Source organism: Kitasatospora sp. NPDC001261 (assembly GCF_042896795.1).
Taxonomy (GTDB): Bacteria; Actinomycetota; Actinomycetes; order Streptomycetales; family Streptomycetaceae; genus Kitasatospora.
In genome coordinates this window covers 113,190-137,838 of record NZ_JBIAXP010000008.1, presented here as the reverse complement: position 1 = coordinate 137,838, position 24,649 = coordinate 113,190, and the positions used below count along the sequence as shown (strand labels likewise).

The 24,649-nt window shown below is 75.0% G+C and carries 24 protein-coding genes; 14 read left to right on the top strand and 10 right to left on the bottom strand.

All coding sequences use genetic code 11. The annotated features are described in order from the left end of the window. Positions 1 to 73 precede the first annotated feature (73 nt). From ACFY4B_RS13360 to ACFY4B_RS13345, 4 genes are all read left to right on the top strand, one after another. Entirely contained in the window at positions 74 to 1,174 is a 1,101-nt protein-coding gene (locus ACFY4B_RS13360; RefSeq protein WP_387967830.1) for an alpha-hydroxy acid oxidase, read from the top strand. A gap of 145 nt (positions 1,175 to 1,319) precedes the next feature. Next, positions 1,320 to 2,096 (top strand): class I SAM-dependent methyltransferase, encoded by a 777-nt coding sequence (locus ACFY4B_RS13355; RefSeq protein ID WP_074004873.1) that lies wholly within the window; start codon positions 1,320 to 1,322, stop codon positions 2,094 to 2,096. Between the two features lie 38 nt (positions 2,097 to 2,134). Beyond that, a complete protein-coding gene (locus ACFY4B_RS13350) occupies positions 2,135 to 3,070 on the top strand; it encodes an alpha/beta hydrolase (protein ID WP_074004872.1) in 936 nt (311 codons plus the stop codon). Then, positions 3,067 to 4,386 (top strand): PLP-dependent aminotransferase family protein, encoded by a 1,320-nt coding sequence (locus ACFY4B_RS13345; RefSeq protein WP_387967826.1) that lies wholly within the window; start codon positions 3,067 to 3,069, stop codon positions 4,384 to 4,386. Before ACFY4B_RS13350 ends, ACFY4B_RS13345 begins: the two co-directional genes overlap by 4 nt. 63 nt (positions 4,387 to 4,449) lie before the next feature. Here the strand turns inward: ACFY4B_RS13345 and ACFY4B_RS13340 are convergent, their stop codons facing one another. From ACFY4B_RS13340 to ACFY4B_RS13325, 4 genes are all read right to left on the bottom strand, one after another. Then, positions 4,450 to 5,214, bottom strand: coding sequence for an ABC transporter permease (locus ACFY4B_RS13340; RefSeq protein ID WP_074004870.1), 765 nt, complete (start codon positions 5,212 to 5,214; stop codon positions 4,450 to 4,452). 88 nt (positions 5,215 to 5,302) lie between these two features. After that, positions 5,303 to 6,277 (bottom strand): ATP-binding cassette domain-containing protein, encoded by a 975-nt coding sequence (locus ACFY4B_RS13335; protein WP_049653828.1) that lies wholly within the window; start codon positions 6,275 to 6,277, stop codon positions 5,303 to 5,305. A 117-nt stretch (positions 6,278 to 6,394) separates the two neighbouring features. After that, positions 6,395 to 7,597, bottom strand: coding sequence for a glycosyltransferase (locus ACFY4B_RS13330; RefSeq protein WP_380737237.1), 1,203 nt, complete (start codon positions 7,595 to 7,597; stop codon positions 6,395 to 6,397). Beyond that, entirely contained in the window at positions 7,594 to 7,893 is a 300-nt protein-coding gene (locus ACFY4B_RS13325) for a hypothetical protein (RefSeq protein WP_380737235.1), read from the bottom strand. Before ACFY4B_RS13325 ends, ACFY4B_RS13330 begins: the two co-directional genes overlap by 4 nt. Before the next feature lie 142 nt (positions 7,894 to 8,035). Here ACFY4B_RS13325 and ACFY4B_RS13320 point away from each other — a divergent pair, with 142 nt between their 5' ends. The 5 genes from ACFY4B_RS13320 (at position 8,036) to ACFY4B_RS13300 (ending at position 12,742) form a co-directional block, all read left to right on the top strand. Then, complete coding sequence (locus tag ACFY4B_RS13320; protein ID WP_387967823.1) at positions 8,036 to 8,968, top strand: 3-oxoacyl-[acyl-carrier-protein] synthase III C-terminal domain-containing protein; 933 nt, start codon at positions 8,036 to 8,038, stop codon at positions 8,966 to 8,968. Positions 8,969 to 9,109: 141 nt separating this feature from the next. Then, the gene (locus ACFY4B_RS13315) at positions 9,110 to 9,400 is read left to right on the top strand and encodes a phosphopantetheine-binding protein (RefSeq protein ID WP_049653836.1); all 291 of its coding nucleotides are present in this window, start codon (positions 9,110 to 9,112) and stop codon (positions 9,398 to 9,400) included. A 4-nt stretch (positions 9,401 to 9,404) separates the two neighbouring features. After that, the gene (locus ACFY4B_RS13310) at positions 9,405 to 10,190 is read left to right on the top strand and encodes a hypothetical protein (protein ID WP_387967821.1); all 786 of its coding nucleotides are present in this window, start codon (positions 9,405 to 9,407) and stop codon (positions 10,188 to 10,190) included. After that, positions 10,187 to 10,864 (top strand): 4'-phosphopantetheinyl transferase family protein, encoded by a 678-nt coding sequence (locus tag ACFY4B_RS13305; protein ID WP_387967819.1) that lies wholly within the window; start codon positions 10,187 to 10,189, stop codon positions 10,862 to 10,864. Before ACFY4B_RS13310 ends, ACFY4B_RS13305 begins: the two co-directional genes overlap by 4 nt. A gap of 123 nt (positions 10,865 to 10,987) precedes the next feature. Then, entirely contained in the window at positions 10,988 to 12,742 is a 1,755-nt protein-coding gene (locus ACFY4B_RS13300) for a condensation domain-containing protein (protein ID WP_387967817.1), read from the top strand. A gap of 29 nt (positions 12,743 to 12,771) precedes the next feature. On the opposite strand, the gene ACFY4B_RS13295 is transcribed toward ACFY4B_RS13300, so the two are convergent. Beyond that, positions 12,772 to 13,503 carry a hypothetical protein gene (locus ACFY4B_RS13295; protein WP_387967815.1) on the bottom strand — a complete coding sequence of 244 codons (732 nt, stop codon included), beginning with the start codon at positions 13,501 to 13,503 and terminating at the stop codon, positions 12,772 to 12,774. Continuing rightward, a complete protein-coding gene (locus tag ACFY4B_RS13290; protein ID WP_387967813.1) occupies positions 13,500 to 14,099 on the bottom strand; it encodes an RNA polymerase sigma factor in 600 nt (199 codons plus the stop codon). Before ACFY4B_RS13290 ends, ACFY4B_RS13295 begins: the two co-directional genes overlap by 4 nt. 286 nt (positions 14,100 to 14,385) lie before the next feature. Between ACFY4B_RS13290 and ACFY4B_RS13285 the strand changes: the two genes are divergently transcribed. Further along, the gene (locus tag ACFY4B_RS13285) at positions 14,386 to 15,189 is read left to right on the top strand and encodes an SAM-dependent methyltransferase (RefSeq protein WP_387967811.1); all 804 of its coding nucleotides are present in this window, start codon (positions 14,386 to 14,388) and stop codon (positions 15,187 to 15,189) included. Between the two features lie 30 nt (positions 15,190 to 15,219). Here the strand turns inward: ACFY4B_RS13285 and ACFY4B_RS13280 are convergent, their stop codons facing one another. Beyond that, positions 15,220 to 15,942 carry a DUF981 domain-containing protein gene (locus tag ACFY4B_RS13280; protein WP_387967808.1) on the bottom strand — a complete coding sequence of 241 codons (723 nt, stop codon included), beginning with the start codon at positions 15,940 to 15,942 and terminating at the stop codon, positions 15,220 to 15,222. A 179-nt stretch (positions 15,943 to 16,121) separates the two neighbouring features. Here ACFY4B_RS13280 and ACFY4B_RS13275 point away from each other — a divergent pair, with 179 nt between their 5' ends. The 3 genes from ACFY4B_RS13275 to ACFY4B_RS13265 all read left to right on the top strand — a co-directional run bounded on the left by ACFY4B_RS13275 (position 16,122) and on the right by ACFY4B_RS13265 (position 18,703). After that, positions 16,122 to 17,009 (top strand): DMT family transporter, encoded by an 888-nt coding sequence (locus tag ACFY4B_RS13275; protein ID WP_387967806.1) that lies wholly within the window; start codon positions 16,122 to 16,124, stop codon positions 17,007 to 17,009. Positions 17,010 to 17,087: 78 nt separating this feature from the next. After that, complete coding sequence (locus ACFY4B_RS13270) at positions 17,088 to 17,939, top strand: SDR family NAD(P)-dependent oxidoreductase (RefSeq protein ID WP_387967804.1); 852 nt, start codon at positions 17,088 to 17,090, stop codon at positions 17,937 to 17,939. 8 nt (positions 17,940 to 17,947) lie between these two features. Then, complete coding sequence (locus tag ACFY4B_RS13265) at positions 17,948 to 18,703, top strand: polysaccharide deacetylase family protein (protein WP_387967801.1); 756 nt, start codon at positions 17,948 to 17,950, stop codon at positions 18,701 to 18,703. Positions 18,704 to 18,751: 48 nt separating this feature from the next. Here ACFY4B_RS13265 and ACFY4B_RS13260 read toward each other — a convergent pair whose 3' ends face one another. Genes ACFY4B_RS13260 through ACFY4B_RS13250 form a run of 3 tightly spaced genes read right to left on the bottom strand, consistent with a single transcriptional unit; the run spans position 18,752 to position 21,948 of the window. Further along, complete coding sequence (locus ACFY4B_RS13260) at positions 18,752 to 19,843, bottom strand: hypothetical protein (protein WP_380737215.1); 1,092 nt, start codon at positions 19,841 to 19,843, stop codon at positions 18,752 to 18,754. Positions 19,844 to 19,856: 13 nt separating this feature from the next. Further along, a complete protein-coding gene (locus ACFY4B_RS13255; protein ID WP_049658039.1) occupies positions 19,857 to 20,801 on the bottom strand; it encodes an NAD(P)-dependent oxidoreductase in 945 nt (314 codons plus the stop codon). 22 nt (positions 20,802 to 20,823) lie between these two features. Beyond that, the gene (locus tag ACFY4B_RS13250; RefSeq protein WP_387967798.1) at positions 20,824 to 21,948 is read right to left on the bottom strand and encodes a DegT/DnrJ/EryC1/StrS family aminotransferase; all 1,125 of its coding nucleotides are present in this window, start codon (positions 21,946 to 21,948) and stop codon (positions 20,824 to 20,826) included. Between the two features lie 380 nt (positions 21,949 to 22,328). Here ACFY4B_RS13250 and ACFY4B_RS13245 point away from each other — a divergent pair, with 380 nt between their 5' ends. Next, positions 22,329 to 24,530: an MMPL family transporter gene (locus ACFY4B_RS13245; RefSeq protein ID WP_387967796.1), complete on the top strand. Its 2,202-nt coding sequence runs from the start codon at positions 22,329 to 22,331 to the stop codon at positions 24,528 to 24,530. Positions 24,531 to 24,649: the final 119 nt, after the last annotated feature.

Sequence of the window (24,649 nt, the reverse complement as noted above, 5' to 3'; positions counted from 1 at the left end):
TATACCAATGTGGTCGTTGCTCCTACGCTGCCGAAGCAGGACCGGCCCGTGTGTGGCCGTCCTGGAACGAGGAATGCCCGTGGGACTTCTCACGCTGGCCGGGATCGAGCGTGCGGCGCACGCCCAACTCCCACCGGAAATATGGGATTTCATCGAAGGCGGAAGCGGCGCCGAACGCACCCTGACGGCCAATCGGGAGATGTTCGGGCGCCATGCGCTGCGCCCGCGCACCCTGGTCGACGTCTCCGCCTGCGACCCCGCGCTGACCCTGCTCGGCGCACCGCTGCGCCTCCCGCTCGGCATCGCCCCGATGGCCTACCACCGGCTGGTCGACCCGGAGGGGGAGACCGCCACCGCGCGCGCCGCCGGCCGGGCCGGCGCCCTGCTGGTCGCCGGGATGTTCGCCAGCCGGACGCTGGAGGAGATCGCCGCGGCCGCCACCGGCCCGCTCTGGCTCCAGCTGTACTGGCTGCGCGAACGCGCCGTCCTCGCCGCCCTGGTGGAACGCGCCGAGGCGGCCGGCTACGGCGCGCTCGTGCTGACCGTGGACGCCCCCAGGATCGGCCGCCGGCTGCGCGACCTGCGCAACGGCTTCGCCGTCCCGTCGGCCGTCCGCGCGGTCAACCTGGACCAGGCCCTGACGGCCGCCAGCCACCGCGCCACCGCCGGACGTTCGGGCATCGCCGAGCACGCCCGCGAACAGTTCGACCCCGCACTGAGCTGGACCGACCTGGCCTGGCTGCGCGATCGCACCCGGCTGCCGCTGGTCCTCAAGGGGATCCTCACCGCCGAGGACGCCCGGCTGGCCGTCGAGCACGGCGTCGACGCCGTCCTGGTCTCCAACCACGGCGGCCGCCAACTCGACGGTGCGATGCCGGCCCTGGCCGCCCTCCCCGAGGTGGTCGACGCCGTTCCCGCCGAACTGCCGGTGCTCTTCGACGGCGGCGTGCGCAGCGGCACCGACCTCGCGATCGCCCTCGCCCTCGGCGCCCGCGCCGTGCTGGTCGGCCGCCCCGCGCTCTGGGGCCTGGCCACCGACGGCGAGGCCGGGGTGCACCGGGTGCTCGACCTGCTGCGCGAGGAACTGGAGCACACCATGGCCCTGTTGGGCCGCCCCCGGCTCGCCGACCTGGACCGTACGGTCCTCGCGCCCTGGCCCTGCCCGGCCGGCTGAACCCTGGCCCCCCGCGCGGCCGGCCGGGCCCGAGCCCCGCACGGCTGTTGAACCGCGCGGCTGTTGAACCACGCAGCCGTTGAACCGCACCGCCGTTGAACCGCGCCGTACCCGAACCGCGTTCTCCCCCATGGAGGTCCGACACATGACCGAGCAGAACGAACGATTCCCGGGCTGGGACTGGGACGACCCGGACGGGCTGGCTCCCCGGCTGGACGCCTTCAGCGAGCAGGTCGCCACCTGCGACACGCTCGAAGCGCACCCCGGCGGGCTGCCGCGCGACCACCAGGGCCTGCGCGAACTCGGCATCACCGGAATCGAGTTCGCCGCCTTCCGGACCGCCCACCCGGAGGGCCTCGGCACCGACCTCGCCACCCTGCGCAGCCCCGACGCCGCCACCGCGCCCGGCACCCTCTACCGGGTCGACGGCGACCGCTGGTTCACGCAGCTCGACATCGCCGAACCGCTGCCCTTCGCCGACGCCAGCGTCGACTGGGTGTACGCCGAGCACCTGATCGAACACGTCACCATGCCGGTCGCCGTCGGCTGGCTGCGCGAGGCCCGCCGGGTGCTGCGCCCCGGCGGCGTCCTGCGCCTGACCACCCCCGACCTCGCCCGCTACCTGGTCGGCTACGCCACCGGCGACGGCTTCCTCGGCAAGCACCGGCGCCGGCTGACCACCCTCGGCTTCGGCCCGCCGATGCCCGAGCGCCCCGCCTTCCTGGTGAACCAGATCTTCCGGTACTTCGGGCACCAGTGGATCTACGACCTGGACGAGCTGCGGCACGTCCTCACCCGGGCCGGCTTCGACCCCGACGGCATCCGTCCGTGCGCCTACCGGCAGGGCGCCCGTCCGGACGTCGCCGACCTCGACACGGCCTTCCGCACCGACGAGACCGTGTACGTCGAGGCAGACTGCTGAACCCGCCGCCGAGCCCCGCGCACCGAACGGATCCGCCCATGCCCCTGCACCCCCAGGCCGAGGCGCTGCGCGCCCGGCGCGCGAGCAGCGGGACCCCGCCGCTCTACACCCTCACCCTCGCCGAGGCCCGTGCCGCCGACCTCGCGGACATCCGCGCGGCGGCCGGCACGCCCGAGCCGGTCGCCGCCGTCGAGGAGCACCGCGTCCCCGGCCCCGGCGGCGAACTCGCCCTGCGGCTCTACCGCCCCGAGCCGCCGGGCCGCCGACTGCCCGCCCTGCTCTACCTGTTCGGCGGCGGCTGGACGCTCGGCTCGCCCGACACCAGCGACGCGATCTGCCGCCGGCTCACCAACGCCGTCGGCTGCGTCACCGCCTCCGTCGGCTACCGGCTCGCCCCCGAGCACCCCTTCCCCGCGGCGCTCCACGACAGCCGCGCCGCACTGCTGCAACTCGTCGAACGGGCCGAGGAGTTCGGCGTCGACCCGGACCGGATCGCGGTCGCCGGCGACAGCGCCGGCGGCAACCTCGCCGCCGCGCTCACCCTCCTGCTGCGTGCCGAGGGCGGCCCCGCCCTGCGCCACCAGCTGCTGGTCTACCCCAACACCGACCACGGCGCCGACACCCCGTCGCTGCGCGACCACGACGACCCGGCACTGTTCAACCGCCGCTCGGTGGACTGGTACTGGGGGCACTACCTGGCCGACCGGGGCGACGGCGCCAGCCCGTACGCCTCCCCGCTGCGCGCCGCCACCCTGGCCGGCCTGCCGCCCGCGACCGTGCTGACCGCCGAGTACGACCCGCTGCGGGACGAGGGCGAGCAGTACGCCGAGGCGCTGCGCGCGGCAGGGGTCCCGGTCGAGCTGCGCCGCTACCCGGGCATGCCGCACGGCTTCTTCGCCATGACCGGCACCCTGGACGACGCCGCCGAGGCCCAGGCCTTCGCGGCCGGCTGTCTCCGGGAGGCGCTGCGGTGACGGTTCCGCCCGCTCCGGGAGGCGCCGCGGCGGACCTCCGACTGGACGACCTGCACGCCTCCCTGGCCGATCCGCTGCTGGACGCGATGACCTTCCTCAACGAGGTCACCACCCGCTACCCGGACGCCGTCTCCTTCGCCCCCGGCCGCCCCTACGAGGGCTTCTTCGAGCCCGAGGACGTCCCGGCCTACCTGGAGACCTACCTCGCCCACCTGGCCGACCGCGGCCTCGGCCGGGACGCGGTGCGCACCGCGCTGTTCCAGTACGGCCCGACCAAGGGCCTCATCAACGACCTGGTCGCCCGCGCGCTGGCCAACGACGAGGGCCTGACCGTCGACCCGGGGGCCGTGGTGGTCACCGTCGGCGCCCAGGAGGGCATGCTGCTGACGCTGCGCGCCCTGTGCGCCGGCCCGGACGACGTCCTGCTGGTGAGCTCGCCCTGCTACGTCGGCGTCACCGGCGCCGCCCGGCTGCTCGACCTGACCGTCCGCCCCGTCCCCGAGGGCCCGGACGGCGGCCCCGACCCGGCGGCGGTCCGCGCCGCCGCCCGCGCGGTGCGGGCCGAGGGGCGCCGTCCGCGCGCCCTCTACGTCGTCCCGGACTTCGCCAACCCCTCCGGCACCAGCATGCCGGTCGCGGCCCGCACCGGGCTGCTGGAGGCCGCGGCCGAGGAGGGCGTGCTCGTCGTCGAGGACAACCCGTACGGCTTCTTCTCCCGCACCCCGGGGCAGCGGCCCACCCTCAAGGCGCTGGACCGCCGCCGCCAGGTCGTCTACCTGGGCTCGTTCGCCAAGACCTGCTTCCCCGGGGCCCGCCTCGGCTACGTGGTCGCCGACCAGGAGGTGGCCGGCCCCGACGGGCGGCGCAGCCTGCTCGCGGACGAGCTGGCCAAGCTGAAGAGCATGACGACGGTCAACACGCCCGCGCTCAGCCAGGCCGTCATCGGCGGCATGCTGCTGACCCACGACTGCCGCCTGCGGGCCGCCAACGCCCCTGCCACGGCCCACTACGCGGCGGGCATGGACACCCTGCTGCGGGAGCTGGACCGGCACTTCCCGGCCTCCGTGCGGCGCCGGCTGGGCATCTCCTGGACCCGGCCGGACGGCGGCTTCTTCGCCGTGCTGACGGTGCCGTTCGTCGCCGACGAGGCGGCCATGGAGCGCTGCGCGCGCGACCACGGGGTGCTCTGGACGCCGATGGCGCCGTTCTACCCGGCGGGCGGAGGCGAGCACCGGCTGCGGCTGTCCGTCAGCTCGCTGACGCAGGCGCAGATCATCGACGGCGTGGCGAAGCTGGCGGCCTTCCTGACCGCCTGAGTCCGCTACGGGGATGACGGAGGGGCCCGGCTCATCGCGAGCCGGGCCCCTCCGCGCCGTCCGTCAGCGCACCCGGGTGGAGAACAGCCGGGCCGACCAGTACACCGCCAGGACGGTCATCACCGTGACCACCAGCAGCCCCTGCCAGACCACGTCGTCCCCGGCGTGCCCCGAGAACAGCGCGCGCATGCCCTCCACCGCCCAGTAGAAGGGGTTCCACCTGGCCGCCTGCTGCTGCCACTCCGGCGCCAGGGTGAGCGGCAGCAGCACCCCGGACAGCAACGCGATCGGCTGCGCGATGGTGTTGACCACCGGCGACATCGCCGCGTCGGTCGGCACCATCAGCGCGATGCCGAAGGAGATCGCCGAGGTCATCAGCGCCAGCAGGCCCAGCAGCAGGTAGGCGAGCAGCAGGTTCAGCGGGCTCACCCGCAGCCCGAACGGCAGCGCGATCAGGGTGATCAGGACGGCCTGCACCAGCAGCGCCACCATCTCCCGCATCGCCCGCCCGAGCAGCAGCGCCAGCCGGCTCACCGGGGTCACCCGCGAGCGCTCGATGATGCCGGACCTGAGCTCGCCGAGCAGGCTGAAGCCGGTGTACAGCCCGCCGAAGATGCACAGCACCGCCAACAGGCCCGGTACGTACACCTGGTAGACATCGGCGTAGCTGCGCGCGCCTTCCGAGGCGAGCACCTTCTTCAGCAGCGGGGCGAACAGCAGGAGGTAGAACACGGGCTGGATGATGCCGACGGCGATCCAGATCGGGGTACGGATCATGAGCAGCAGCTGGCGCTGGAAGACCAGCCAGGTGTCGCGGGCGAGCTTCACGGTCTCCCCAGGGAGGTGTGCGGGGCCGGGTGGTGCGGGTCCGGGTGGTGCGGGGGTGGGACTGCCGCGGCGGGCGCCCGGTGCGGGGTCAGGACTGCTGCAACGAGCGCCCGGTGCGGGCCAGGAACACGTCGTCCAGGCTGGGCCGTTGGAGCTGCACGGTGCCGGGCGTCAGGCCCGCCGCGTCCAGCGCGCGCAGCAGCTGGGGGATGGCGGCGGCGCCGTCCTCCAGGTACAGCCGCAGCCCCTCGTCGCCGTTCTGCTCCAGCCGGTGCAGGTACGGCTGCGGGCGCAGCACCGCGGCCGCGCGCTCGAAGGCGGCCTCCGCGGCGTCCAGCCCGACCAGGACGACGTCGCCGGAGATCTCGCGCTTGAGCGCCTCGGGGGTGCCCTCGGCCACCACCTGGCCGTGGTCGACGATGGCGACCCGGTCGCAGAGCGCGTCGGCCTCGTCCAGGTAGTGGGTGGTGACGACCACCGTCATGCCCTCGGTGCGCAGCCGGCGGATCTCCTCCCAGACGTACGCCCGGCTGGCCGGGTCCAGCCCGACCGTGGGCTCGTCCAGGAACAGCACCCGCGGCTGGTGGATCACCCCGAGCGCGATGTCCACCCGGCGGCGCTGGCCGCCGGAGTAGGTGGCGCACGGGCGGTCTCCGAACCCGGTCAGGTCGAAGGCCTTGAGCGCGTCCGCGGCGGCCTGGCCGGCCTGTGCCTTGGCCGCGCCGTACATCCGGGCCTGGAGCACCAGTTCCTCGCGGGCGCTGACGTTGTCGGTGGTGCCGCCGCCCTGGGCGACGTAGCCGATCCGGCGGCGGACCCCGGCGGGGTCGGTGAACAGGTCGGCCCCGGCGATGACGGCCTGTCCGCCGTCGGGGCGGATCAGGGTGGCCAGCATGCGCAGGGTGGTGGTCTTCCCGGCGCCGTTGGGGCCGAGGAAGCCGTAGATCTCGCCGGCGGCGACCGACAGGTCGATGCCGCGGACGGCGTCGACGGTGGTGTCGTCGCCGCCGCGGCGGGAGGTCTTCTTGCGGTAGGACTTGCGCAGTCCCGTGGTCTCGATCAACGGGAACTCCCGTGCGGGGATGGGCTGCCACGGCACCTGGGAAGGCGGGGCCCGGCACCTGCGGAGGGCGGTGCCGCTGCGACACCCTAGGGCGAACCCCGCCCCGGAAACAATGGCCTAGACCAATGGACGTGCGGTCTCCCGGTCTGCTACAGGGCGCCGACCCGGGCCCGTTCGGCCGAGCGCCTCCAGCCGGTCCGCCGCGACCACCGCACCGCCCCCGGCCAGCAGTTCCGCGCCGACCTGAACCGCCCGCCGCCGGTACTCCGTGGAGTCGAGTACGGCCCGCAGCGCGCCCGCCAGCCGTTCCGGCGAGACGCGCGCGAACGGCACCCGCAGCCCCGCGCCGGCCGCCGCCACCTGGCCGGCCACGACCGGCTGGTCGTGCCGGATCGGCGCGGTGACCAGCGGCAGGCCGTGCGCCAGCGCCTCGCCCACGGTGTTCATCCCGCCGTGGCAGAGCACCGCGTCCAGCTCGCCGCGCGCCATCAGCTCCAGCACCGGCGCCCGGTCCACCGCCACGGCCCGGGGCGGGAGTTCGGGCAGCAGCCCGCGCGGCGCGGCGAACACCGGCTGCACGTCGCCGCCGCACAGCTCCAGCGCCCGGACGGACCGGGCCAGGAAGTCCGCGCCCAGCTCGCCGGCCAGCGTGCCCATGGTGACCAGCACCCGCCGCCGGCCGGGCAGCAGCCGCTCCCACGGGAAGTCCGGGTCGTGCGGCCGTACCGACAGCACCGGCCCGACCAGCGCGTGCTCCGACGGCGGGGCCGAACCGGTCAGCGCCGGACCGGTGGTCGCCAGCACCAGGGCGGGGGAGAAGCGCGGGTCCAGGTACTCCTCCGGAGGCAGCGCGGCGCGCTCCCACAGCCCGCGCAGCAGCCCGGCCATCCAGGCCTCGACCTGCGGCAACGCCCGGTAGGGGCGCCCCAGTTCCATCGCCCCCGGCGCGAAGGACGCCCACGGCAGCCCGTGCCGGTGCGCGACCAGCGCGCCCGCCGGGGTGTGCTGGTCGACCAGCAGGACGTCCGGCCGCCACTCCCGCACGATCGCGTCCAGCGGCTTCGCGGTGAACCGCGCGTACGGGACGATGAAGCCCTCCCAGAGCGTGCGCAGCGCGGCCAGTCCGTGCCCGCCCTGGGCCCGGAACGCCCGGGTGCCGGTGCCGAGCACCTCGGCGTGCGGGCCGAGCAGCGGGCGCAGCACGGACTCGGTGCCGGTCCAGGCGACCTGGTGGCCGCGTGCGGTCAGCTCGGCGGCGATGCCCGCGGCCGGGTTGACGTGGCCGGTCAACGGCGGCATCACCAGCAGGAACCGGGTCATCGCGCGTCCTCCTCGGGGAGCAGCCGCCGCAGGTCGGCGACGGTCAGGGCCTCCAGGGCGGCCAGGTCCAGCCCGGCGCGCAGCGCGGCCAGGTCGGCCCGCGGACCGAAGCGCTCGCGCAGCCGTAGCGACAGATCGGCGAGTTCGGCCTCGTCCAGCAGCAGGTCGCCGTCCAGCCGGGCGTCCGGGGTGACGTGGCGCGCCCAGTCGGGCGGCGCGCCGGCCGCCTCGACCAGCAGGGCCACCAGCTCCGGGTCCAACGGGGCGTCGGGGTGGAGGGGTTCAGGGTTCGGCATGAGAGATCTCCCACCTGCTCGACGGCACGGGGTGAACGCGGCCGCACCGGAGCGCAGTTGGCGGCTTCCGGGGAGCGGCGGCGACGGTGGAGGGGCCCGGGATCACTTGTGCGACCCGGCGGGCGTCGGAATACTAGCCCGGGTGACCGCACTGGAGGCAGTGGCCGTCCACCTCCCCCCACACGCCGTTCCCATCGAGGCGGTGGGCGAGCGCATCGGCCTGACCCCACGTCAACTCCGTCTCTTCCGCCGCTTCCACGGCCTGGACCAGCTACGTCTGGATCCGACCGGGACGCTGCCCGACCTGCTCGCCGCCGCCCTGGACAACCTGCCGGAGCTGCGCGGACGCGAACGCGACGTCCGCTTCGTGATCCATGCCCGCAGCATGCCGGTGGCGGTGCCCCATCCGCTCAACCCGCTGCACGACCTGCTCGAAACCCGTGGCCTGGCGCACGCCGACGCCTTCACGGCGACCCACCACGCCTGCGCGGTGGGCCTGCTGGCCATCGACCTGGCCGGTCGGCTGCTCGCGGCCGAACCCGACCCGGCGGCGCTCGCCCTGGTGCTGACCGGCGAGAAGACCTTCACCAGGGACGCCCAGGTGGTGCCCGAGACCGGCATCTTCGCCGAGGGCGCGGCCGCCTGCCTGGTCAGCGCCGACGGCGAGCGCCACCGGATGCTCTCCTTCGCGGTGCGCCAACGCCCGGAGTTCGACGGCCGGCTGGCCGAGGACCCGGACCTGCTCGCCCGCTACCAGCGCGAGTACCCGAACGTGATGGTGGAGGCGATCGAGGCCGCCCTGGACCAGGCCGGTCTGGACCTCTCCGACCTGGCCGCGATCCTGCCGCACAACGTCAACCAGGCGTCCTGGCGGATGATCGCGCGCCGGATCGGCTATCCGGTCGAGAAAGTCGTGCTGGACAACGTGCGGTCGGTCGGGCACAGTTTCGCCTCAGACAGCCTCATCAATCTCCACACCGCCACCACGCGGGGGCTGCTCCGCCGCGGCGACCACTACCTGATCGCCGCCGCCGGTGTCGGAGCCACGTTCTCCGCGATGGCCATGCGGTGCTGACGGCCCGCCGACTCCTCCGGCGGCCGTCGTCCGCACAGCGACGCCGCATTTCCCACACCGCATTTCCCACGCCACCCCAGAGCCCCGGGGCGCCTGCAAGCCCCGGAGCACACATCCCACGTACGACGGGACGGGACACCCATGTCAGAAGCCGCGGTCCAGACCACCGACCCCGAACTGCGCGAGCGCATCCTGCACGGCATCGGCGAGCTCCTGCCGCGCGTCCTCAAGCGCGAGCTGCCCGAGATCCCGCAGGACGCCTGCCTCTTCGACGACCTCGGCCTCACCTCGGCCGGCACCATCGAGCTGATCCTGGAGCTGGAGGAGTCGCTCGACATCCAGGTGGACGTCGAGCAGATCACCGAGGACGACCTGCGGTCGGTCACCAGGCTGGCCGACTACGTCGCCGGGCACGTCATCCCCGAGGACTGACCGGGTGGCCCCCGGTCCCACCGGCCTGCGGATCACCCGGGTGCTCGCCCGCCGCTCCGCCGGCCGCTCGGAGACCTCGCTCGACCCGGACCTGCGGGTCTTCGTCTCCGACCTCGTCCGCCCCTACGGCCTGCCGCTGCGCGAGGACCTGCTGGGCGAGGGCGTCGGCCACTCCTACGAGGAGCTGGCCGCCGGACCGCTGCGCGAGGCGCTGGCCGAGGACGAGCCGGCGGACCTGCTGATCCTGGCCTTCGACACCCCGGACGTCCGGCCCGGCGCGCCGTCCTCGCTGGCGCTCAGCCGGTCCGTCCCGGGGAGCCCGCTCTCCTTCGCGGTCTGCGACCAGGGCGGCGCGGCGGCCTTCACCGCGCTGCGGCTGGCCGCCGCCCACCAGCGCACCGGCACCTGCCGCCGGGCCGTGGTGGTGCTCGCCGAACAGAGCGCGCTGCACTACGAACCGTCCGGGCCGGTGCCGTTGCCGGAGCGGCACGCGGTGGTGGTGCTGGTCTGCGAGGAGGCCCCCGGCGACGGTCTGGCCGTCCGGCAGACCCGGGGCGAGGCCTCCCCGGCGGAGGCGGTCCGGGCCGAGGCGGAGAAGCTCGGGCCGGAGGCGGCGCTCCTGCTCGGCCCCGGCTTCGGGGCCGGGGAGCCCCCGCCGGCTCAGCCGTTCACCGGACTCTGGGCGGAGCTGGCCGACCACCTCCCGCGCTGGCGGGCGGACGGCCGGCCCGCGCTGCTGGCCGGGTACGACCGCCGGCTCGGCGTGCTCAGCACGCTGGCCCTGCCGTGACGGCGATCGACCTCTGGCTGATCGATACGCGTCAACCAGCCGTACCGGCCGCCGAGTTGTGGCCGTTGCTCGACCCGGACGAACGCGCCCGGGCGGCGCGGATGGAGCCCGGGCCGGGCGAGCGCTTCACCGTGGTGCGCGGCGCCGTCCGGCGGCTGGTCGCCGCCCGGCTCGGCGTGCCCCCGGCCGCACTGGTCTGGCGGTACGGTCCGCACGGCAAGCCCGAGCCCGCGTCGGCCGGTGGGCTGCGGGTCAGCTGGTCGGCCTCGGGGGCGTTCGCGGCGCTGGCCCTCGCCGAGGGGCGGGCGGTCGGCGTCGACGTCGAGCGGCTCCACGACCCCCGGACGGCCGAGCGGATGGCCGCCCGCTGGTTCCCGTCCGAGGAGGCGCGGTTCGTCGCCGAGCCCGTCGAACCGGCCGAGCGGGCGGCGCGGTTCACCACCCTGTGGTGCCGCCGCGAGGCCTGCGTCAAGGCGTACGGCGGGCGGCTCGCGCAGTCCTTCGGCGTGCCCGTGGGCGGCCCCTCGCCGGTGCTCGTGGCCGACCCGGGCGGGCTCGGCACCGGCCCGTCCCGGCTTCGTGACGTTCCCGTGGCGGAGCCGTTCCGGGCTGCCGTGGCGGCCCTCGGGGAATCGCCGATGCATGTCAACTGCCGTATGTGGAAAGAAAATTGACGATGGATCGGACCCGTCGAGGTTTGGTCTGGACCAGCTCGCGAGGGCGCTGGTAGCGTCCCGGTCACACCCCCTGCCGAACCCTCCCCGGCCCTCCCCGGCGAGCCGAAAGGCGCGTACGACGTGACACCGCAGGACGCCCCACCGAACGATCCGACGTCACTCGGCGCGACACCGCGCGGCACGACAGCGACCCCCAGGCGGATCACCGTCCGGTACGCCGTCGAGGGCGGCGGCTCCGGCCCGCTCACCCGGGGCCAGGGCAACATGGTCCTCTGCATCCGGCGCGACCCGCCCGAGGGGATCAACAAGGACTCCGTCTGGCCGGTGCCCGACGGCGTCTCGGTCCCCGCCGGGCTGGTCGCCCTGCGCCTGCTGGTCGAACGCCACGAGTCGCTGCGGACCTCCTTTCCCGCGGGCCCCGGCCCGGACGGCTTCCCGGACCGCCAGGTGGTGCACCGGAACGGCCGGTTCGCCGTCAGGGTGGTCGAGGCCGGCAATCGGAGCGATGCTGAACTGGACGCGCTGGCCGCCGAGTTGGGCCGGGCGGATGTCGCCCTCCCGGTGCCCCTCGAGGCTCCGCCGCGGGTCCGGTTCACCATGCTCGCCGCGGGCGAGCGGCTGCTGCGGCTGGTCGCCGTGGTCTGCCACGCGGGTGCCGACGGCGCCGCCACCGCGGTGCTGATCCAGGACTGGCACGCCCTCGCCGCCGGGAAGGAGCTGCCGCCGGTCACCGCTCCGACCCCACTGGAGGTCGCCGTCGCGGAGCAGAGCGCCCAGGGCCGCCGCAGGGCCGCGGCCGCACTGCGGCACTGGGCCCGGGTCCTGACCGCCGGCCCGCAGGTCGTCTTCGCCGACGCGCGGATCACCGGCCCGCCCGGCGACCACAGCGCCCTGCTGGTCCGCTCGCGCACCGCCGCGGACCACCTCGCCGCCGTCTGCCGGCGCACCGGCGCCAGTCCGTCGGTCGTCCTGCTCGCCGCCTTCGCCGCGCTGGTCGCCCACCGGTCCGGCAGCCGCGAGCTGGTGCTCTCGGCGCTCTCCGCCAACCGCCAGCGCGCCGCCCTGATCGACCACGTGGGCACCCTCGCGCAGGACGCGCTGGTCCTGCTCGACGCCGGCGCGGCCGACCTCGACCAGCTGATCGGCCGCGCCAAGTCCGCCTCGCTGAGCGCCTACTGGCACAGCACACTGGATGCCCAGCAGGTCTGGCAGCTGGTGGACGACGCCGCCCACCTGCGCGGGGCCCGGTTCTCCCGCCAGGTGGTCGTCAACGACCTGAGCCTCACCATCCCGGCCGCCGTCGCCGACGCCCAGCCGCCCCCGGCCGTCGACCCCGAACTCACCGTGCTGCCCGCCCCGCCGCTGCCGGTCCGGCTGATGTTCACCATCCTGCGGATCACCGGCAGCCTCGACTTCGCCCTGATCGCCTGCCCCCAGGTGCTCGACCCCGAGGAGACCGAGGGCTTCGCCCGGGCCCTGCCGGCCCTGCTCGCGGCCGCCGCCGAGGGGCCGGTGCTGCTGTCCGACCTGCCCGCCGTGCTCGGCCCGCCGGGGGGTGAAAGGGGCGGCGAATGGCGGCTGGTCGACGGCGCCTGGATCGACCTCGCGGCCGTCCGCGAACTGCTGCGGACCGCCCTCGGGGAGCACCGACTCTCCGAGGAGGAGGGGAAGTTGGTGGTGGAACTGGCGACCGTTGACCCCTCGTTCGGCCCGGTCGAGGCCCACCGTGCGGTGGTCGCCGCCCTACCCGGACGCGACACCGCGATGGCGCCGCACCACTACGTCGTCCGGTACGCCGCTCCGGCGGGGGAGCGGACCGAGGCGGGCAGCGGGCGCGACCCGGCCGTCGTCGCCCGGCTGTCCGTGCTCACCTGAAGGGGTGATCACGGCGGCCCCAACGGCGCTCACCCCCACGGGGCGTCGTGATCATCCACCGGGTCCCACGGAAGGTCCTCCCAGGAACAGGCGGAGGTTGCCCCCGAGGTGAGCCCCCAGGGGCTCGGCACCTCCTCCTCGCCGCCGTCCTGCACCGGCAGCCGGTCGATCACCGCGACCAGGGCGGGCGGCAGCTGCGGGGCCAGCCCGTGGTGAACCCGGGCGAGGATGTCGCGCCGCACGTCGTCCGGCAGCAGCGGCCGGTTCATCCGCAACGCCCGCGGCCCGGGCGGCCGTTCGGCCGTGGCCAGCTGGTCCGACCAGGCCCGCCAGTAGTCGGCGTCGTCGGTCTCGCCGAGCATCAGGTGGTGCAGGTGCAGGCAGTACGCGGCCGTCCCGCTGCCCGAGCCGGCCGCGAAGCGCCACCAGAACTCGGCGCCCTCCTCCTTGCCGGTCGCGTACAGCAGCGCGCCGAACACCTCGGCCCCCTCCGGCTGGATCCGGCGCGCGTTCACCAGCAGGTCGAGTCCGCGCGAGGCGTCCGGCGCGCCCAGCACCAGGGCCACCACCAGGCCGAGTTCGAACGCCGCCTGCTCGTGCTCCGAGGGCAGGTGCGCGGGCGCGGCCGTGAGCCGCGCCCGGCGCACGGCGGCGATCCGCTCCGCATGGGCGCGTTCGGGCCGCGGGACGCGGAACACCGTGCGCCCGCCGTCGGCCCGGCCCGGTCCGTCCGGGGCCCGGTCCTCCGGTGCCGCCGTCACAGCTCCCCGCCGCCGTCCGGAAGTTCGCCCACCCCGAGCCGGCGGGCCAGCCTCTCCCGGGCGTGCCGGAGGTTGGAGTGCACCGTCGCCACCGGCCGCCCCAGGTACGCCGCGATCACCTTGACGTGCAGGCCGAGCAGGTACCGCAGGATCACCACGTCCCGCTGCCGGTCCGGCAGTTCGAGGATCGCCGCGTACAGCCGCACCTCGTCCGCCTCGCTGTGCAGCAGCCCCTTCGCCACCTGCTTGAAGGCGCCGATCACCGCCGCGAAGGTGACCGCCTCCACCTCGACCGGCTCCTCGGAGGCCACCCAGTCCGCGACGTGCCGATTGGCCAACCGCCAGGCGTACGCGGCCGGTTCCTCGAACCGGAGCACCTGCGACCAGCAGCGGGCCAGGTCGGCCTTCACCGCCGAGACCACCAGCTCCGCGTCGGACTGGCTGCCTATCCGGGTCAGGGCCAGGGCGCGCCAGGCGGGTTCGTGGGTCTCGCAGAAGGCCGCGTAGGGGAGGCCCAGGCGAAGTTCGGGGTCGGAGCGGAGTCCGGGGTCGGTGTCGGCCGTCGGCTCCGCCGCCGTCCCGCGGAGGTACGCCACGGCCGTTCCGCCCCGGTGCCTGTGCGTCGGGGCGCCCCTGTCGATCGTCATCGGGCCTGCTTTCCGTGGCCGCCGGCTGCGCACCGGGCCACCCGAGGGTCGGGCTGTCTGCGCCCATCCTCATTCCATCAGGCCTGTCACTCCAGGCTGCAATCCGAATACAGATTGTCATCTCATGGGAACCGGCGGTTGGTTGGAATGCCCGGAAGCTGTTCGGAACACGAGGGGCCGCGCCTATCGTGGGCGGGGAGGATCGATCGGGCACGGCACCGGGGGGAGAACACGGATGGGTCTCTACGACGGGGTGGACCTGCGGCTCAACGTTCCGCACTCGGCGCGGATGTACGACTACTTCCTCGGCGGGTTCACCAACTTCGCCGCCGACCGCGAGGCCGCCGGGCACGCCCTCGCCGTCGCGCCCTGGCTGCGCGCCGCCGCCCGCGTGAACCGCTCCTTCATGCAGCGCTCGACCCGTGCCCTCGCCGAGCTCGGCTTCGACCAGTTCCTCGACATCGGCACCGGCATCCCCACCTCGCCGAACCTGCACGAGGTCGCCCAGGGCGTCCGGCCGGACGCCCGGGTGGTCTACGCCGACAACGACCCGATCGTGCTCTCGCACGCCCAGGCCCTGCTCACCGGCACCCCCGAGGGCCGCACCGCCTACGTCGAGGCCGACGCCACCGACCCGGCCCGGCTGCTCGCCGCCCCCGGACTGCGGGAGACCCTCGACCTGTCCCGCCCGGTCGCGCTCTCCCTCAACGCCCTGCTCCACTTCGTCCCCGACACCCACGGCGCGTACGAGCTGGTCGAGCACCTCAAGTCCGCCCTCGTCCCGGGCAGCGCCCTGGTGATCACCCACGTCAGCCCCGAGTTCGCACCCGAGGACATCGCCACACTGACCCGGATCTACGAGGCGGCCGGCACCGCGGCCCAGGCCCGCACCCGGCTGCGGATCGCCCGCTTCTTCGACGGCTGGACCCTCCTGGAGCCGGGGCTCGTCCCCATCGCGCAGTGGCGGCCGTCCCCCGACGAGGCGCCCGTCGCGGCCGAGGAGGTCTCGCTGTACGCGGGGGTGGCCGTCCGGCCGTGACGGGGCGCCCCCGGCCACACCCGCGGCCGGTCACATGGTGTTGACGATGAGCCCGATGTGGGTGAAGTAGTTCAGCCCGCCGAACGCCAGGAAGGCGAGGCCGGCCAGCCCCCACACGACGCCGATCACCGGGCTCATCCACCGCCGGGGGTCCCGCAGCGCGAAGGGGAAGAGCAGCGCCCCGATGCCGACCAGCACGTACAGCCCGGACATGAAGCTCGCCTCCAGCCACGGCCAGTCCGAGAACTCCCCGGAGATCGGCTCCTCCGGCGGGGCGGCGAAGAGCGTGTACTTCCAGCCCGCGGCGGCGATGCCGAAGCAGGCCAGCCCCATGCCGAAGACGAACACCGAGATCGGCGCGGCCACCCGGACCGTCCGGTCGACGCCGTCCGCGGCGAGGAGCTCGCTGCCGCGCTTCCAGAGGTAGAAGGAGGCGGTCAGCAGGAAGACGCCGAACGCCAGGGCGGGTTCGCCGAAGATGACGTTGTCGAACGGGAAGCCCTGCCCGGCCAGCGGCCAGGTCAGGGTCATGTGCAGGCCGGTGGTGACGAGCGTGAACCCGAGGGCCCCGAACGCCAGCGCCCAGCCCTCGAGCGTGGTGCTGCGCCCCTGGACGAGGAGTCGGCGCCCCAGGGCGACCACCAGCAGGAGTCCGGCGCCGGCGGCCACCGACATGATCGTGTTGTAGGTCGGCATCCTGGCCCAGTCGATCTTCAGACCGGATGCGGCGAGCGGCACGGCGTGCTGAATCATGGATCAGGGATGACGCGACACCGTCCGTCGGCAAACCGCGCGCCGCCCGGGTCCACCCGGCGGGCCCAGCCGATCCCGTCCGACCCCGCGCCCGTCCCACCCGCTCCACCCGTGCGACCCCGTCCCCCCGGCCCCAGACTGGTGGTGGATCGACGCTGCCCCGGGAGGCTGGGAGAGGCATGCTGCTGGGACTCACCACCGCCTTGGTCGCGACCGTCTGCTTCGGCTTCGGGGCGGTCTTCCAGGCGCGCGGGGCGCGGTCGGCCCCGCGCGCCGACCGGGTCCGGGCGGGCCTGCTCGCCGCGCTGGCGCGGTCCTGGCAGTTCCTCCTCGGCACCCTGCTGGACATCGTCGGCTTCGCGCTGAGCATCGTCGCCCTGCGCACCCTCCCGCTCTTCCTCGTCCAGGCCGTCACCAACGCCAGCCTGGCCGTCACCGCCCTGGCGGCCGTCCGGCTGCTGGGCGCGCGGCTGCGCCGCGGCGACCTCGCGGGCATCCTCGCCGTGGTCGTCGGCCTGACCCTGCTGGCGCTCGGCTCCGGCCGGGAGGGCCGTGACCACGCCGCGCCCGCCTTCCACTGGGCGCTGCTCGCCACCACCGCCGTCCTACTGCTCGCCACCCTGGTCCTGGTGCGGCGGGAGGGCAACGCGGCCGCGGCCGGCCTGGGCCTGCTGGCCGGGGCCGGCTTCGGCGTGACCAGCCTGGCCGTACGGGTGCTGGACGCCTCCGGCCCGGTCGCCGTGCTCACCAACCCGGCCGCCTACGCCCTCGCCGTCGGCGGCCTCGGCGGCTACCTCGCCTACGCCCTGGCCCTGCAGCGCGGCACGGTGACGGCCGCGACCGCCGCCGGGACGGTGACCGAGACCTTCGGCCCGGCGCTGGTCGGCGTGACGGTGCTCGGGGACGCCGCGCGCCCCGGGTTCGAGTGGTGCGCGCTGACGGGCTTCGCGGTGGCGGTGGGCGGCACCTTCGTGCTCTCCCGCTTCGGGGAGCCGGAGGGCGGGTCCACGGAGCCGACCGCCCCGCACCGGGACGCCGAGGCGGAGCCCGCCGTACCGCCCCGGTAGCCCGGACGGCTCCGCCGTGCGAAGGTGACTTGCCGGACAAAACGGACGGCTAGGCGGTCACAGAGCGGCAGGTGCCCGATGGCGGAGGAGCCCCACTCCCGACCCCGGCGGTCGGACCCGAAGGACGTCACCGACCTCGCGGCTCCCGCCGACCGGAAGGCCTTGAAGCCCCCGCCGGACCCGGCCGACCGCCCCGTCGCGCTGATCACCGGCGCCTCCTCCGGGATCGGCCGCGCCACCGCCACCCGCCTGGCCGACGCCGGCTGGCTCACCCTGCTCTCCGGCACCGACCGCGCCCGCCTCGACGAACTCGCCGACCGCACCGGCGGCCGCGCCCTGCCCGAGGACCTGAGCAAGCCGGACGGCCCGGCCCGCCTCGCCGAGGCCGCCCTGGCCGACACCGGCCGGGTGGACGCCCTGGTCGCGAGCGCCGGCCTGGGCTGGCGCGGCCCGTACGCGCAGACGCCCTCTGACACCCTGGACCGGATGATCGAAGTCAACCTCGCCGCCCCGCTGCGCCTGGTCCGCCTGCTGCTGCCCGGCATGCTGGAGCGCCGCCGCGGCCGGATCGTGCTGCTCGGCTCGATCGTCGGCCAGGTCGGCTCGCGGGAGGAGTCCGGCTACGCGGCCACCAAGGGCGCGCTGACGATGTTCGCCGAGAGCCTCTGGTACGAGCTGCGCGGCACGGGCGTCGGGGTGCGCCTGGTGCTCCCCGGCGCGGTGGACACCCCGTTCTTCGAGCGGCGCGGCACCCCGTACGAGCGCGACTGGCCGAGGCTGGTCCCGGCGGACCGGGTCGCGGACGCGGTGGTGGCGACCATCACCACCGAACGCGACCGCCTCTACGTCCCGCACTGGCTCGGCTTCCCGTCCCGCCTCCACGGGGTGGCACCGGGCGTGTTCCGCCGGATGGCCGCCCGCTTCGAGTGAGCGCCGCCGTGCACCGGACGGGCACCGCCGCCGTCGCCGCCACTGCCCTCGCCGCCGGCGCGGAGTTCCTGCACCTCGCCCCGGCCGCCGTCCGCCTGCCGCCACTGCGCCGTACCCTGGCCCGCCGCACCGCCGGCCACGGCACCGCGCCCGGCCACGTCGCCCTGACCTTCGACGACGGCCCCGATCCGGCCAGCACCCCGTACGTCCTCGACGCGCTGGACGAACTCGGCGCCCGCGCCACCTTCTTCCTGCTCGGCGCGATGCTGGAGCGCGCCCCCGGGCTCGGCCGCGAGCTGGTGCTGCGCGGCCACGAGGTGGCCGTCCACGGCTGGCACCACCGGCAGCAGTGGTACCCGGCCCCCGCCCGCGACCTGCGTGAACTGCGCCGCGCCAGCGAGGCCGTGACCGAACTCTGCGGCGCCCGCCCGCGCTGGTACCGCCCGCCGTACGGCGTCCTGACCGCCGGCCCGGCCCTGGCCGCCCGCCGGCTCGGCCTGCGCAGCGTGCTGTGGACGGCCTGGGGCCGCGACTGGACGGCGGAGGCCACCGGCGAGTCCGTCTACGCGACCGCCCGCCCCGGCCTCACCGGCGGCGCCACCCTCCTGCTGCACGACTCCGACTGCACCTCCGCCCCCGGCTCCTGGCGCGCCACCCTCGCCGCCCTCCCACTGATCGCCGCCCACTGCCGCACCCACCGCCTCACCCTCGGCCCCCTCCGCGACCACCGGGTGCCGTCGGGCGCGGGGAACCGTCCGGGGTGACGGACGCACCGGCCACCACCCGCGTGCCGCACCACGTCCCCCGCGCGGCTAGCCCAGCCCCATCCGTCGCAGCGCCGCCCCGAACCCGGCCTGCCAGGCCTCCGGTGTGGCGCCGGGGGACGGTGCGGGCTCGGGGCGGCCGAGGGCGGCCAGGGCGTTGCGGACCACCTCGGCCGGGCGGGCGGTGGCGACGTCGGCGTGGCCGAGCTCCAGCTCGTGCTGGAGGTTGTCGCGCCCGTGCCCCTGCACCACGTCGAGGAGCAGCAGCCGCCGGCCCAGTGCCCGGGCCTCGCTGCAGGTGTCGCCCGAGCTGGTGACCACCAGGTCGGCGGCGGCCATCAGCGCGGGGACGCGGTCGGTGTAGCCGAAGGGGTGCAGCCGGGGCTCCCGGCGGGCGGCGGTCCGCAGCCGGCGCTCCAGTTCCCGGTTGCGCCCGGCCACCGCGAGTACGTGCGGCCCCGCGGCGGCCAGCGAGGCGGCGGTGCGGGCGAGCGGGCCGAGCCCCCAGGAGCCCGACATCAGCAGCACGCAGGCGGCGCCCGCCGGTACGCCCAACTCGGCGCGCGCCGCGGCCCGTTCCGGCGGCCGGTAGAACGGCTGCCGCAGCGGCGCCGGCACGACGGCGACGTCGGCGTCCGGCCGGTACCGCCGCACCGCGCACGCCGCGACCTCCGAGGTGACCAGGAACAGGTCCGTCCCCTCCTGCACCCAGAGCCGGTGCGGCGTCACGTCGGTGCAGAACACGAAGTGCCGGAACTCCCGCTCCGGGGCCTGCCGCAGCAGCCGGTTGACCGCCGAGGTCGCGGTGGCGAACACCGAGACCACCAGCTGCGGCCGCTGCGCCGCGATCAGCTCCCGCAGCGCCGGGACCAGCCGGGCGCGGGCCGCCGCGTCGGCGAGCAGGGCGAGCCGGGCGCCCGGCCGCAGCGCCGAGAAGTGGAAGGCGTCGTACACCCCGGGCAGGTCGAGCAGCCGGCGGAACACCGCTTCCCCGGCCGCGCCGGAGCGCTGCCCGAGCAGGGCCATGGCGTCGACCGTGCCGGTGGTCCAGCCGCGTTCCCGCAGGGTGTCCGCGCAGGCCTGCGCCATCACGTCGTGGCCCTGCCCGAGCGAGCCGGAGACCAGCAGGGCGTGCGGCATCGGGCGGCCCCCGTCAGGCGCCGGCGGCCGAGCCGACGGCGGCCCGGTACCAGTCCGCGTACTGCCGCACGCCGGCGGTGAAGTTGGTGCTCGGCGACCAGCCCAGCAGCCGCTTCGCCTGTGCCGAGGAGATCCGCCGCCCCGCGTAGTCGGCCTTCCGCCCGTCGATGTGCTCGATGGTGACGGGCCCCAGCAGGGCGTCGACGGTGTCGGCGATGTCCCGCACCGAGACGGCCGCCGAGCCCTCCAGCGCGAAGGTCTGGTCCTCGGCGGCGGGGGAGAGGGCCCGGACGTGGGCGTCGGCGAGGTCCTCGACGTAGACGAAGTTGCGGCTCTGCCGGCCGTCCCCGGCGATGGTGATCGGCCGGCCGGTCAGCGCGGCCTGGACGAACCGGGCGACGACCAGCTCGTCCCGCATCCGGGGGCCGTACGGGATGCCATAGCGCAGGATGGTGAAGTGCTGCCCGTAGAGCTCGCGGTAGCTGTGCACCAGCATCTCGGCGGCGAGCTTGGTGGCGACGTACAGATGGCCGCTGTGCTCCAGCTCGATCGGCACGTGCTCGTCCAGCTCCTGTTCGCCGCCGTCGATCTGCCCGTCGGTGAGGGCGGCCCCGTAGACCCAGACGGTGCTCGCCAGCACGGTCCGGCTCAGGCCGCTGCGCCGGGCGGCCTCCAGGACGGCCTCGGTGCCGTCGATGTTGGTCCGCACCGCGCGGACGGGGTCGGCGGAGACCTGCTCGACGTCGGCCATGGCGGCCAGGTGGTAGACCACCTCGCTGCCGGCCAGCGCCGCGGTGAGGGCCCCGAGGTCGAGGATGTCGAGCCGCGCGTGCTCGGCGTCCGGGTTGAGGTACTTGTCGGTGGTGTCCACCGCGAGGACGTCGTGGCCGGCCGCGATCAGGTGGTCCACGACGTGTGAACCGATGAACCCGCAGCCTCCGGTGACGGCTATCCGCACGATCCTGCTCCCTTCGCTCCGGCTACCCGGCCAGGCGCCGGTACGCCGCGGAGACGGCGTCGACCACCTGCTCCGTCTCGTCCTCGGTCATGTCGGAGTGCACCGGCAGGCAGACCTGCCGGGCGCAGACGTCCTCGGCCACCGGCAGCGGCCCGCGCCGGTACGGGGCGAGCACCGGCTGGAGGTGCAGCGGCAGGTCGTAGACCTCGCCGGACAGCCGCACCCCGTGCTCCTCGGCCACCGCCCGTTTGAACTCCGCGCGGTCCACCCCGGGCGGCAGCAGCGCCACGTACTTGTAGTAGTTGCCCCGGCAGCCGGGCGGTTCGAGCACCGGGTCGAGGCCGTCCAGCTCGGCCAGCGCCGCGTCGTAGCGGCGGGCGACGGCCCGGCGGGTCTCGATGAACTCCTTCAGCCGGCGCAGGTGCACCGCCCCGATCGCGGCGTGCGGCTCGCTCATCCGCCAGGAGTAGCCGAGCTTCACGTGGTGGTTGGTGGTGAAGGAGCCCTTGCCCTGGTCGCGGTAGATCCGGGCCTCGTCGCGCAGCTCCGGCGACTCGGTGAGGATCATCCCGCCCTCGCCGCTGGTGGTGACCTTGGTCGGGTAGAAGGAGAAGGCCCCGGCCAGGCCGAAGGTCCCGGCGGCGCGCCCGTCGAAGCTGCTGCCGTGGGCGTGCGCGGCGTCCTCGACCAGCGGGATACCGCGCCGGTCGCACAGCGCCCGCACCGCGGTGACCTGCGGGCCGACCAGCCCGCCGATGTGCACTAGGACGACGGCGGCGGTGTCCGGGGTGAGCGCCGCCTCCAGGGTCTCGGGGGAGAGCGCGAGGGTGGCCGGGTCGACGTCGGCGAAGACCGGACGCCCGCCCGCGTGCACCACCGCGCCGGCGGTCGCGTAGAAGGTGACGGCGGGGACGACCACGTCGCGGCCCCGGACGTCGATGCCGCGCAGGATCACCTCCAGCGCCGCCGTGCCGCTGCTCACCGCGACGGCGTGCGAGGCGCCGTGCTCGGTGGCGAAGGCCTGCTCGAAGCGCTCGGTCCACGGACCGAGGGTCAGCGCGCCGGTGGTGAGCATCTCGGTCACCGCTTCGGCGACGGCCGCACGGTCGCTCTCGTCGAACACGATGCGGGCGGCTGGAACGCCCATGGGGCACCTCCGGCGGCGGGCTGCGAAAGCAGCACCGATCGGGTCGGATCCTCCCGAACCGCACGTCAGCGGACGGGTCAGGCACATCACGCTACTTCGCCCACCGGTCCGCGGCCCGCCGCCGCGGACCGCACGGGTGACCGGATCTGCTTCCGCCGCAGGTCCAGGGGCTGCTTCCGGGGTAGGACGCGCGCTCCTCCGTACGGGGGAGGGCACTACTGCGTCCGCAGTACGCAAACGGCCTGCGCAGGGACGACGACGGAGTAGGGGTCGGCGATCAAGGATTGGTCATGCTGCGGCGGACCGCGTCCACCAGGACGTCCGGCCGGCCGCGGCACCTCCCGATCCCGAGAACCGCATCCGAAGGAGTCCGCTCTCCCGTGGCCACGTTCCTCTACCGTCTGGGCCGATGGACCTTCGTCCGGCGCCGGCTGGTGACCTTCCTCTGGGTCGCCGTGCTGGCGGCCGTCGGAGTCCTCGCGGCCAAGGCGCCCGCCGCACCCGACGACGGCTTCGCGATGCCCGGCACGGAGGCGCAGAAGGCCTTCGACCTGATGAACGAGCGCTTCCCCGGCGGCCACGCCGACGGGGCCTCGGCACGCCTGGTGTTCGTCGCCCCCTCCGGCCAGAAGATCACCGCCGCGCCGAACCAGCAGGCCGTCGAGCGCACGGTCGGCGAGCTCGCCGGCTCCGAGCAGGTCACCAGCGCGGTGGACCCGTTCAAGATGAAGGGCGCCGTCTCCGCGGACGGCACCACCGCCTACGCCACGGTGAGCTACTCCGCCAAGGCCGGCGAGGTCTCCAAGACCGCCACCGACACCCTGGAGCAGGCCGCCCAGCACGGGCGGGACGCCGGCCTCAAGGTCGAGATCGGCGGCACCGCGCTGATGGCCAAGCCCGACGCGGGCGGCAGCAGCGAGGCGATCGGCATGGCGCTGTCCGCCGTCGTCCTGGTGATCACCTTCGGCTCGCTGCTCGCGGCCGGCCTGCCGCTGCTCACCGCCGTCATCGGCGTCGGCCTCGGCATGGCGTTGATCACCGCGCTCGGCAGCACGCTCGGGCTCTCCACCACCACCGGTACGCTCGCGATGATGCTCGGCCTCGCGGTCGGCATCGACTACGCGGTGTTCATCGTCTCCCGCTACCGCGCCGAGCTCGCCGAGGGCCGGACGCCCCAGGAGGCGGCGGGCCGGGCGGTCGGCACGGCCGGGTCCGCGGTGGTCTTCGCGGGCCTCACCGTGGTGATCGCGCTCGCCGGCCTCTCCGTGGTCGGCATCCCGATCCTGGCCAAGATGGGCATGGCCGCCGCCGGGACGGTCGTCATAGCCGTGCTGGTCGCGCTCACCCTGGTGCCCGCGCTGCTCGGCTTCCTCGGCCGCAAGGTGCTGCCGCGCAAGGCCCGCAAGGCCCGCGGTGCGGCGGCCCCGGGCGCGAAGGAGAACGGCGGTGCCCGCTGGGCCCGCTTCATCCTGCGCCGCCCGCTCGCGGTGCTGCTCGGCGGCGTGATCGGCCTCGGGGTGCTCGCCGCCCCGGCGCTCGACCTGCGGCTCGGCCTGCCGGGGGACGAGTCCAAGCCCACCTCCACCACCCAGCGCCGCGCGTACGACCTGCTCTCCGAGGGCTTCGGCCCTGGCTTCAACGGCCCGCTGACGGTCATGGTGGACGCCAAGGGCGTCGCCGACCCGAAGGCCGCCGCCGACGAGGTCGCCAAGAAGGTCTCGGGTCTGCCCGGGGTCATCGCGGTGACGCCGCCGATGTTCAACCAGGCGGGCGACACGGCCCTGCTCAACGCCGTCCCGGCGACCGGCCCGAGCGAGGCCGAGACCAAGGACATCGTGCACGCCATCCGCCACGACGCGGCCGGCCTGAAGACGGCCACCGGGGCGACGGTCCTGGTCAGCGGCACCACGGCGATGAACATCGACGTGTCGCAGAAGATGTCCGACGCGCTGGTGCCCTACCTCGCCGTGGTCGTCGGCCTCGCCGTCATCCTGCTGATGATCGTCTTCCGCTCGCTCCTCGTCCCGCTGAAGGCGGCGCTCGGCTTCCTGCTGTCGGTGGTCGCCGCGCTCGGCGCCGTGGTCGCGGTCTTCCAGTGGGGCTGGCTGGCCAACCTGATCGGCGTGGAGCAGACCGGCCCGGTGATGAGCATGATGCCGATCTTCATGATCGGCGTGGTCTTCGGCCTCGCCATGGACTACGAGGTGTTCCTGGTCACCCGCATCCGCGAGGGCTTCGTCCACGGCGAGGAGCCCGGTGAGGCGATCGTCACCGGATTCCGGCACAACGCCCGGGTGGTCACCGCCGCCGCGTTCATCATGATCGCCGTCTTCGCGGGCTTCATCGGGATGAGCGAGCCGATGATCAAGATGATGGGCCTGGGCCTCGCCGCGGCCGTCGCCTTCGACGCCTTCATCGTCCGGATGACCATCGTCCCGGCCGTCCTCGCCCTGCTCGGCCGCCGCGCCTGGTGGCTGCCGCGCTGGCTCGACCGCCTGATACCGGACGTGGACGTCGAGGGCAGCAAGCTCGCGACCGCCGCCCCGGAGCCGACCCCGGCCCGGGAGTCCATCACCGTCTAGGGCGCTGCCGCCCGGCCCGGCCCCGCCACCGCGCGGGCCCGGGCCGCGCACCGCCCCTCGGCCCGACCCCGCGCGGCCCGATCCCCCTCGGACCGACCCCGTACGGCCCGGACAGCGGT

Coding starts and splice junctions, on each gene's coding strand:
- ACFY4B_RS13360 (WP_387967830.1), top strand. CDS start 74: ATGCCCGTGGGACTTCTCACGCTGGCCGGGATCGAGCGTGCGGCGCAC.
- ACFY4B_RS13355 (WP_074004873.1), top strand. CDS start 1,320: ATGACCGAGCAGAACGAACGATTCCCGGGCTGGGACTGGGACGACCCG.
- ACFY4B_RS13350 (WP_074004872.1), top strand. CDS start 2,135: ATGCCCCTGCACCCCCAGGCCGAGGCGCTGCGCGCCCGGCGCGCGAGC.
- ACFY4B_RS13330 (WP_380737237.1), bottom strand. CDS start 7,597: ATGACCCGGTTCCTGCTGGTGATGCCGCCGTTGACCGGCCACGTCAAC.
- ACFY4B_RS13325 (WP_380737235.1), bottom strand. CDS start 7,893: ATGCCGAACCCTGAACCCCTCCACCCCGACGCCCCGTTGGACCCGGAG.
- ACFY4B_RS13315 (WP_049653836.1), top strand. CDS start 9,110: ATGTCAGAAGCCGCGGTCCAGACCACCGACCCCGAACTGCGCGAGCGC.
- ACFY4B_RS13285 (WP_387967811.1), top strand. CDS start 14,386: ATGGGTCTCTACGACGGGGTGGACCTGCGGCTCAACGTTCCGCACTCG.
- ACFY4B_RS13280 (WP_387967808.1), bottom strand. CDS start 15,942: ATGATTCAGCACGCCGTGCCGCTCGCCGCATCCGGTCTGAAGATCGAC.
- ACFY4B_RS13275 (WP_387967806.1), top strand. CDS start 16,122: ATGCTGCTGGGACTCACCACCGCCTTGGTCGCGACCGTCTGCTTCGGC.
- ACFY4B_RS13270 (WP_387967804.1), top strand. CDS start 17,088: ATGGCGGAGGAGCCCCACTCCCGACCCCGGCGGTCGGACCCGAAGGAC.
- ACFY4B_RS13260 (WP_380737215.1), bottom strand. CDS start 19,843: ATGCCGCACGCCCTGCTGGTCTCCGGCTCGCTCGGGCAGGGCCACGAC.
- ACFY4B_RS13250 (WP_387967798.1), bottom strand. CDS start 21,948: ATGGGCGTTCCAGCCGCCCGCATCGTGTTCGACGAGAGCGACCGTGCG.